Source organism: Syntrophomonas sp. UBA1041 (assembly GCF_002316705.1).
Taxonomy (GTDB): Bacteria; Bacillota; Syntrophomonadia; order Syntrophomonadales; family Syntrophomonadaceae; genus DTU019.
The window spans coordinates 24460-31876 of the sequence record NZ_DCEA01000016.1 but is presented as its reverse complement, the minus strand read 5'-3'; the positions used below and the strand labels follow the sequence as shown (position 1 = coordinate 31876).

Below are 7417 nucleotides of genomic sequence, written 5' to 3'. Positions count from 1 at the left end.
TGGACTAGTTTTCACACATTCTGGCGTTCTTTTTGCTGGCTTTAATTATTACGACAACAGAGGACGGCCGTTGCGGAGGGAAGCAGTAATAAATTGTGAAACGATGGCAGATCGAGATGGATGACGGGTTTCATTACTTCAAGTATCGCTTCAGTTCTGCATAAAAGTTGTCGCAGCTGCCGTCAAGTATAACGACAACGCTTTCGTCCTTTTCTTCAGTAATGGTGCAGACTAGTTTGTAATTGGTTTTGTTGTGGAAGATATCTAGTATACAGGGCAGGGGGAGTAATTTTTACAGCCCTAATCCTGGAGAGCGGGCGGCTGGCAAAACGCGAAAAAAGGTAAAGGCAAAGAAGCAAAAGATATGCAGTAAGATGGAACTGGTGAAATCCCCTTGACAAATATAGATTACGACTGTAAACTATCCCTGAGGTTACAAAAGTAACCCAAGGGAGGAAGGCACTTGAACAAATTAGCAGCCAAGATAACAGATTCGGAAGTTGAAGTAATGCGGGTGTTATGGCAAGCAGGTGGCGAGCTTCCTGTGGCGGAAATCAGGAAGACGCTGGAGCGCACCAGCAAATGGGAAAGCTCCACTATTAAAACCCTCTTGCGCAGGCTCTGTGAAAAGGGCGTGGTTCAGGCCGCCAAAAGAGAGGTGTTTTACTACAAGCCTTTAGTCAGTGAGGCTGAGTATAACGAATATACTACCCAAAGTTTAATCGACCGGTTGTACTCCGGCAGTGCCAAAAACCTGGTGGCATCTCTCCTGGGAAGCAAAAAACTTGCCGCTGCCGACATTGAAGAGCTGCGCGGCCTATTCAAGGTAGGTGATAGTGATGAATGAAATTGTCTGGCTATTACTGTCGCTTTCCGTATCAGGCAGCATTCTGGCGATTATAATTTTTGCCATCAAACCTTTTATAAGGCATAAGCTTCCTAAATCTATTCAATATTGCATATGGATTGTCGTACTGCTGAGATTAATACTGCCCATTTCCTTTGATGAAAGTATTATGAACCAGGTGTTTTATGGAGATCAAGCCACCCTTATAACAAGTCCTCAGGGCGAAGAAAACCCTAATACCTCATTCATATGGCCCCATGTTCAGGAAAATGTAAGCAATGGTACCTATAATAATGACACTGACCATAGCAGATATTTCAGCGACTTGTTTAATCAGTATTTATTTTATATTTGGCTTTTAGGAGTAATCATAGTACTGGCATTCAACCTGATTGGATATGCCCGGTTTGTAAAAAACATAAACCAAACCAACCGGCCAGCCTCTGCAGAGGAAAGCCAGATGCTGACCGACTTGTTAAATGGACGGGAAAACGTGCAACTGCTGCGCAACCGCTATGCCGCCACTCCCATGCTGATCGGAATCCTGAAACCCTTGATCATTATTCCTGACATTCACTTCAGTGAAAAACAGCTCAAAAATATTCTGCTTCATGAGGTCATGCATTACAGACGTTTTGATATCGGCATAAAATGGCTGACCATGATAGCGGCATCTCTGCATTGGTTTAATCCCCTGATGTGTTTTATCAAAAGGGAAATCGATCATGCCTGTGAACTCTCCTGTGATGAAGCGGTTATCAGGAACCTTGATGCTGATGAAAAACAGGCCTATGGCGATACATTGATATCGGTAGTCGCAGATCACAAATATCCCCCGGGGGCCCTGCAGGCTACGATGAGTGAAGAAAAAGCCACTCTAAAAGAAAGGCTGGTGGCAATCATGAAGTATAGCAAAAAGGCAAAATCCAATATGCTGATCTCCATAGCGCTGTTGATATCATTCATTAGCGGAGCAGTAATCCTGGGTGGGTGTGTCGACATCACCAATCCCAATTCTAATGAGAAGCCTGCTTCGGACAATGTCACAACAAATGTCACAACAATGGTGTACGATGCGCGCATAAAAAATAAACTGGTCGTGATTGATCCTGCCCATGGGGGAGACGATTTTGGCGGCACTTACCCTTTCGATGTAACAGACAACAGCCTGGTTGAAGTGAAAGAAAAGGATTTGAATCTGAAGATTTCACTTAAATTGTATGAGATGCTAAAAACATCAGGAATACCGGTTGAGATAACGCGAAAAGACGACCGTGGACTGAGCCTGGACGAGCGTATCAGCATGGCCAATGAAAAAAATGCGGCCCTATTTCTTAATATTCATACTGGGATGGCCAATGATGAGAGCGTAAATGGTACCTCCACCACGTTTTGTTCAGATAAAAATCGCCAAACCGCTGGTTTGACAAGTGAAAGATTCGCCGGGCTGCTGCAAAATGAACTGCATAAGCAGCTTCAAACCACAGACCTGGGAGTTAAAGAGGGAAATTTCAAGGTACTCACGGAGACCCATGCGTCTTCAGCCATAGTTGATGTCGCCTTTATATCCAATGAGTCGGACCGGAAGAATCTTATGGATGAAGCATTCCGCGACAGGGCGGCTCTGGCTCTATATGACGGGGTTATCGCTTCGCTTCATGAAATGGTGTCTGCAGAGCCATAAAGCCAGTATCTTAATCACCGGCAACCATCATTTTCAAGTATGTATCGCTACCGTAAGATAAATCCATATGACACCGTAAACTACTTATAGGTATTTACATAATGAAATGACTTTTTGGTTAACGAAGCGAAGTAATTGAAAGAAGGGAAATAATGAAAAGGCTATTAACGTCCGGTATCGTATTACTATTAATGCTTTTTGCTGTAAGTACAGGCGTTTTAGCGAATACGGATGAAGGCGATTATGATGCTCGTGAAAAATTGAGGAATGAAGGGGTCTGGCTGACTCCTGAAGAAAGCGCACAGCAGAAAGCCGAATTGGACAGCTTGTTGGATGCGTTAGATCATGCTGCAAATATGAAAGAAGGCCAGGTGATGGTTCCCATCCGCTGGGCGGCTGAGCAATTGGGAGCAAGTTCTGTAGAATGGGACTTAAAAACCCGGACAATAACCATTAAAACCCCGCAGGACTTTTATAGTATGGAGAAACTGGCCTCTTATGCCAATGCTCTGCAATTAAATGCAACCGAACAGAATGAACAAATCTGGCCACTCCCGGATAGGGCCAAAGAGCTGGATCTATCCTATGCTGTGAGCAAAAAATGGGTTTTAGAACTGCCCCGGGAGGGATCATCAAATCCAACCCGGCCCTTTGATTATATCAGCATACGTATTGTCAGCGATGATGGTCTCTATGAACACAGTTCGGTAGTACACAGTGCCGAAAACCGTCAGGGTCATTATTACCTGCCCATGGACTGGGTGGAATACCTGTTTAATGCCCGGATCAATTACAATCAAACCACCAATATGTTCTTCATTCAAACCCCCGATCTAGACAAAATCAAAGCCGATATTGCCCGCATAGAAAATGCCCTTATTCCAGCCAGTGCGGATGAAGCCATAAAATTGTGGGGCCGGGGTGAACAAACCCGCAACGGGGCTCTGCAATATTTGGCATTGTCGCCCCAACTGCGCCAGGAAGCAGATAAAAGCAGCTATGTTCGTCAATCATACTGGGTCACCGGCGGTTCCAGTCCCCGGGTGGGGCCGATAAGCATAGACAGTCGGGATCAAGTCAAGGCTACCAGGGTCGAGTATACTCTCTCTTTCCCGGAAATCACCTCTGCCCCGCCCCATACCACCGCAAGAGAAAAGCTGGTGGTGGAGAAGCTTGTCAATGATGGCAAAGAAGGCTGGTTCATAACCCAGATACTGCAGTCCAGCGGCTATGGGATTATTGACGGCTTTTATGAAAGCAACAGCTATGAAAATGAAAAATTCGGTTTTTCCTTGCTAATACCGCAGGATTTTATGGATGCGGTTGAAATAAAGGCAGGGAGCGACTGCATCTATTTCGTTAATAAAGAGATCCAAGCCCTGCTCCCGGAACATATTTTTGGGGTGGTGGGACGAATTGAAATCTATGATAAAGAAAAATTCGCCAGGGATATTATTCAGCAGGGAGCGGATATATACGGACTGAGATATCTGGGAGAGAACGAAAAGTACTATTTTGGTTACGCCCATGCCACAGATGTTCAAGTTCCGCCTGAGGCTTCGCAGGAGTTAATAGAACAATATAGATCGATGGAGGAAAAGTTCGACCAGATCATTAAGACATTTAAATTAATCAACACTACTGAACTTAATTAAGCTCCGGCAAATAATACATTAAAGCAATTTGAAAGACCGGGTGAGTGCCTACCCGTCTAACCATGACAAAACCAACAGAAATCTAACCAGTATGTTAATTTTTGATGAGATGGAATGCTGAAGTTGACAAAAGGGTACGTCCCTTAGTCTCAGGCAGGATTTTTGCCGTTAATGACGAATAATGCAATAAATAATTGAATAGTCTCCGAGCCTTTTCGCCTAAAGAGCGTTCCAAGGGGATCAGGCCGTCAGGGTGGTTTGGGAAACTGAGTTGCCTCCCAGTGTGGAAAGGAGATAAGCGGAATCGGCCATTTATCGGCGGACTGTTTGTCGCAGTTCGCCTTTATTTGTAGTATGAACTTTCCTATGATGTCGTCTATCAAGAGGCAGGCAGGTCGCAGTTGTCTCCAGGTTCTGTGCCGATTAATGCTTGATGCTATAAGGCTATTGTCGCCCGGCGGTTCTTTCTTGCCGGGCGTTTTGTAGTTTCTACCGTGGTATTTCTAAAAGAGGAGGTGTATAAGAGTCTGAAGCATTATTCAGGTGTTGCGGGCGGCTGGTTCGGTGATTGACAGCATTTGCAGTGGCGGCTAATTGGGGCAATGGCAGATCGCAACAGTGGTTTCGGGTTTCCGACCGAAAGGTTGGCGGGTTTTTATCCATCGAATACATAAAAGTCCATTGCGGCCTTGCGTTATAGGAATATCTTCCGAGGTTTGGCACCAATTTGGAAAGGCGATAACAGGTGATCGAATTAAACGATATCGGCAAAAGTTATGGAAAACTGGAAATAATTAAAAACTTTTCTTGTGTATTCCGATCAGGTGAGTTCGTGTGCATCTGCGGCCCCTCAGGTATTGGCAAGACTACCCTTTTGCAATTGATCGCCGGTCTGGAAAAACCTGAATACGGGAGCATCCAATACCGGAGCCAGCATATCGCTTATGTTTTTCAGGAATCCCGGCTGATTCCCTGGTGCAATGTTTTGGAGAACATCGAGATCGGCTTATATGCTCTGATGCCCGAGGACAGAAGGGAACGGAGGAGCATCTCCGAAAAACTGGCGCTGAAGGTTGGCCTGGATGGATTTCAGTCTTACTACCCGTCTCAGTTGAGTGGAGGCATGAAACAGAGGGTTTCCCTGGCCAGGGCGTTTGCCATCGAACCGGATATCCTGCTTCTGGATGAACCTTTCAGCTCATTAAATGATGAATTGCGGGAGGCGATGTGCAGATACCTGGTAAAACTCCTGGCCTTTAAACCCCGCACCTCGATTATGGTAACCCATAATATCGAAGAAGCTGTGCGCTTGGCGGACAGGATCATCTTCCTGCGCAACCGTCCCTGCGAAATTGTGTTGGACTTCTCTATAAGCACAGCCTTGCAAGACCGCGATATGAAATTCAGACTTGAACAGATCGAAAAGATCCAGGCACTGATTAATTAATGATGGAGAAAAGGGAGGATATCATGAACTTCGGAGTAAAAAGGATACTGGCAGGCTTAATAGTATTGACTCTGGCTCTCAGCCTAACTGGCTGCGCAAAGACCACCCCGAAGATGCAGGAGCTGCAAATCGCCGCTTCTCAAGGTGCAGGCAGCTACCCCCTGGCGCCTATGGTGGAGAACAATGCCCTTAAAGACATGGCTGACAAGACCGTCATCGTGCCCTGGGTTACCAGCGAGCAGCTCTCTGCCATGGTCACCTCCAACCAGGCGCAGTTCGCAATCACTCCTATAACCAATGCCCTGATGCTATATAATAAAGGGGCTGATTTAAAGCTGGTCAATGTTGCAGTCTGGGGCATGTTGTATATATTGAGCGCCGATGACAGTGTAAAAACCATCGCTGATCTCAAAGGCAAAGAAATAGCCGTCACCGGCGGCGGTACCAGCTATCACGGCAACATATTAAGACACATTCTCATTAAAAATAATCTTGACCCCGATAAAGACCTCACCATAATCAATATGGATATGGCAGAAGCCTCTTCAAAACTGGCTACCGGAGCCATAAAACTCGCTCTGTCCAACGAACCCAATTCTACTATAACCATAGCCAATGCTCTTAAAGGAAATATTACTGTGACCCGGGCCATCGATTTGCAGGTCGAATGGGGCAAAGCCGTAGGGAGTAATAACGCCCGTATACCACAGGCCGGACTGATCGTCGTGGGTGACAATGCCCAGAATAAAGCGCTGGTAGATGCAGTCTCGAAGCAATTCGCAGAGGGGGCCGGGTGGATCAATGAGAATCCTGCTCAGGCTGGGCCCCTGGTAGAAAAATATTTCCCTAAAATGAAGGCTGCCGCGGTCGAGAATTCTTTGACTTACGCCAGACTTGAACCCCTGGCCGGTGCCGAGTGCAAGCAGGAGATCAACGCATTTTTAAATGAGTTTCTCCAGACGGCTCCCCCGGCATCTATAGGGGGGAAACTACCGGATGATGGTTTTTATTACTAAGGTGATCACCGACCGGAAGTATTATCTGCTGGGGATAGTCATAATAATGGCGGGATGGCAGGCCCTGGCGACGGCGTCCCATCCTCTTATCGTGGCTTCCCCGCTGAGCACTCTCAAGGCTTTTTTCGGCATGCTGAGCAACGGAGAATTGGGGAGAAGCTTGTTGGTGACTCTGCAGCGACAGCTTGCCGGTCTGGCCCTGGGGGTGTTGACCGGTACCTGTCTCGGTGTGTTTGGGGGTATTAAAGCCTCGCTGGACGGCATGATAATGCCGACCATCAATGCCATCCTGGCAACGCCCAGCGTGATATTCGTGGTCATAGCCATGGTCTGGTTCGGGCAGGGCAGCACTCAGGTCATCTTTGTGACCGCGCTTCTGGTGATGCCCATCATGTACCTCAATTCGGTAAAAGGGATACACTCCATAGACCACAATCTCCTGCAGATGGTAAAAGTATACCGGGTGCCATGGAAAATCAGAATGCTTAAGCTTTACCTGCCCGGGCTGCTCAACGGATTCATAGCAGGTTTTTCACTCAGCGCGGCCTCATCGCTGCGCATTACCATAATGGCCGAGCTCCTGGGAGCGCAAAACGGGATTGGAAACGCCATTTTTATCACTCGCGGATATCTGGAGACCGACAAGCTTTTTGCCTGGACCCTGACCTTGATAATGCTGGTAGCCATAATGGAATCCGTTGTCTTCAATCCACTGCATAAATACGTTAAAAAATGGCAGGCGGAACAAGTAAACTAGGAAAAATGGAG

At 46.6% G+C, this 7417-nt stretch carries 6 protein-coding genes and 1 riboswitch; all 6 genes read left to right on the top strand.

What is annotated here, in order from left to right:
- The first annotated feature begins 463 nt into the window (after positions 1-463).
- The 6 genes from B2633_RS03545 (at position 464) to B2633_RS03520 (ending at position 7406) form a co-directional block, all read left to right on the top strand.
- The gene (locus B2633_RS03545; protein WP_483169179.1) at positions 464-847 is read left to right on the top strand and encodes a BlaI/MecI/CopY family transcriptional regulator; all 384 of its coding nucleotides are present in this window, start codon (positions 464-466) and stop codon (positions 845-847) included.
- Entirely contained in the window at positions 840-2531 is a 1692-nt protein-coding gene (locus B2633_RS03540) for an N-acetylmuramoyl-L-alanine amidase (RefSeq protein ID WP_483169177.1), read from the top strand. Before B2633_RS03545 ends, B2633_RS03540 begins: the two co-directional genes overlap by 8 nt.
- Positions 2532-2683: 152 nt before the next feature.
- A complete protein-coding gene (locus tag B2633_RS03535) occupies positions 2684-4186 on the top strand; it encodes a stalk domain-containing protein (protein ID WP_483169176.1) in 1503 nt (500 codons plus the stop codon).
- Positions 4187-4377: 191 nt separating this feature from the next.
- A riboswitch (molybdenum cofactor riboswitch) is annotated at positions 4378-4496 on the top strand.
- A gap of 435 nt (positions 4497-4931) precedes the next feature.
- On the top strand, positions 4932-5633 hold the full coding sequence (locus B2633_RS03530; protein WP_483169175.1) for an ABC transporter ATP-binding protein: 702 nt from the start codon (positions 4932-4934) through the stop codon (positions 5631-5633).
- Between the two features lie 23 nt (positions 5634-5656).
- Positions 5657-6649: an ABC transporter substrate-binding protein gene (locus B2633_RS03525; protein ID WP_481039439.1), complete on the top strand. Its 993-nt coding sequence runs from the start codon at positions 5657-5659 to the stop codon at positions 6647-6649.
- Positions 6630-7406 (top strand): ABC transporter permease, encoded by a 777-nt coding sequence (locus B2633_RS03520; RefSeq protein WP_483169174.1) that lies wholly within the window; start codon positions 6630-6632, stop codon positions 7404-7406. The genes B2633_RS03525 and B2633_RS03520 overlap by 20 nt, the downstream gene beginning before the upstream one ends.
- Positions 7407-7417: the final 11 nt, after the last annotated feature.